Raw genomic sequence first — 1881 nt, 5'->3', positions numbered from 1 at the left:
TGTCGAAATTGGCGTGGGAGTTGGTGTTACCTCTGGTGTCGAAATTGGCGTGGGAGTTGGTGTTACCTCTGGTGTCGAAATTGGCGTGGGAGTTGGTGTTACCTCTGGTGTCGGAGTTGGCGTGGGAGTTGGTGTTACCTCTGGTGTCGGAGTTGGCGTGGGTTCGGGTGTGGGAATACTATCGTTATCAGTGATATTAGCTGTGACAGCAGCGACGGTAATGCCGCTATAATTTGTATCCGCTGAAGTTGCAGTATGAGTAATACTTCCAGTATGACTTCCTTCCACTAATGTGTCATTAACAGCCGTGACAGTTACGGTTTGCGGTGTATTCCAATTAGTTGAATTAAAGGTGAGTGTGGAAGCTGAAGTAGTGGTTTGAGAAGTGTTACCAATTGCTAGACTAACATCGGCTGTGGGTTGTGAGGTTAAAACTACTTCATAACTACCAGTTGTACCGCCTTCTGTAGCTGTTGTAGAAGTGGGAGTGATTGTGACTCCGGCAATGTCGTTATCAGTGATATTAGCTGTGACAGCAGCGACGGCAATGCCGCTATAATTTGTATCCGCTGAAGTTGCAGTATGAGTAATACTTCCAGTATGACTTCCTTCCACTAATGTGTCATTAACAGCCGTGACAGTTACGGTTTGCGGTGTATTCCAATTAGTTGAATTAAAGGTGAGTGTGGAAGCTGAAGTAGTGGTTTGAGAAGTGTTACCAATTGCTAGACTAACATCGGCTGTGGGTTGTGAGGTTAAAACTACTTCATAACTACCAGTTGTACCGCCTTCTGTAGCTGTTGTAGAAGTGGGAGTGATTGTGACTCCGGCAATGTCGTTATCAGTGATATTAGCTGTGACAGCAGCGACGGCAATGCTGTTGTAATTTGTATCCGTTGAAGTGGCGGTATGAGTAATAGTTCCTGTATGGTTGCCTTCGGCGATGCTATCATTAACAGCCGTGACAGTTACGGTTTGCGGTGTATTCCAATTAATTGAATTAAAGGTGAGTGTTGGAGCTGAAGTAGCGGTTTGAGCAGTGTTGCTAATGGCTAGACTAACATCGGCTGTGGGTTGTGAGGTTAAAACTACTGTGTAACTACCAGTTGTACTGCCTTCTGTAGCTGTTGTCGAAGTGGGAGTGATTGTGACTCCGGCAATGTCGTTATCAGTGATATTAGCTGTGACAGCAGCGACGGCAATGCTGTTGTAATTTGTATCCGTTGAAGTGGCGGTATGAGTAATAGTTCCTGTATGGTTGCCTTCAACGCTGTTATCATTAACAGCCGTGACAGTTACGGTTTGCGGTGTATTCCAATTAATTGAATTAAAGGTGAGTGTTGGAGCTGAAGTAGCGGTTTGAGCAGTGTTGCTAATGGCTAGACTAACATCGGCTGTGGGTTGTGAGGTTAAAACTACTGTGTAATTACCCGTTGTACCGCCTTCTGTAGCTGTTGTCGAAGTGGGAGTGATTGTGACTCCGGCAATGTCGTTATCAGTGATGGTTCGCGAGGCGGTATTGTTGGGGGCAGCGGCGAGGTTGTAAGCTGCACCGTCTGTGAGGGTGATGGTAACGGTTTCATTGGGATCGACAATGGCATCGTCGGTGGGAACGACGTTAATAGTGGCAGTGGTTTGTCCGGCTGGGATGGTGACGGTTCCCGATAAGGTGGTGTAGTCAGTGCCATTGGTTGCGGTTCCCCCTACTGTGTAAGCAACTGTAAAACCATCCGGTGCAATATCGTTGAGGGTGATGGTAAAAGTGCCTGTTGCGCCACCTTCTGCGGGAGTAATGCCAGCGGCGATGCTGACAATGGGGGCGTTTTCATAGTAGCGCGTGTTGCCGTCATTAGCCCCAACGAAGGCATCTAAATCGCCGTC

General features: G+C 47.4%; 1 protein-coding gene. It reads right to left on the bottom strand.

Annotated elements, in window-relative coordinates; all coding sequences use genetic code 11:
• Positions 1-1881, bottom strand: a 1881-nt coding sequence (locus tag QT990_RS13020; protein WP_333465306.1) for a Calx-beta domain-containing protein, incomplete at both ends; no start/stop codon positions are given.

The sequence above is a fragment of the Microcoleus sp. T3_B1 genome, from assembly GCF_036700445.1.
GTDB lineage: Bacteria > Cyanobacteriota > Cyanobacteriia > Cyanobacteriales > Microcoleaceae > Microcoleus.
The sequence above is the reverse complement of the archived record's forward strand: the minus strand, read 5'-3'. Positions and strand labels throughout refer to the sequence as shown.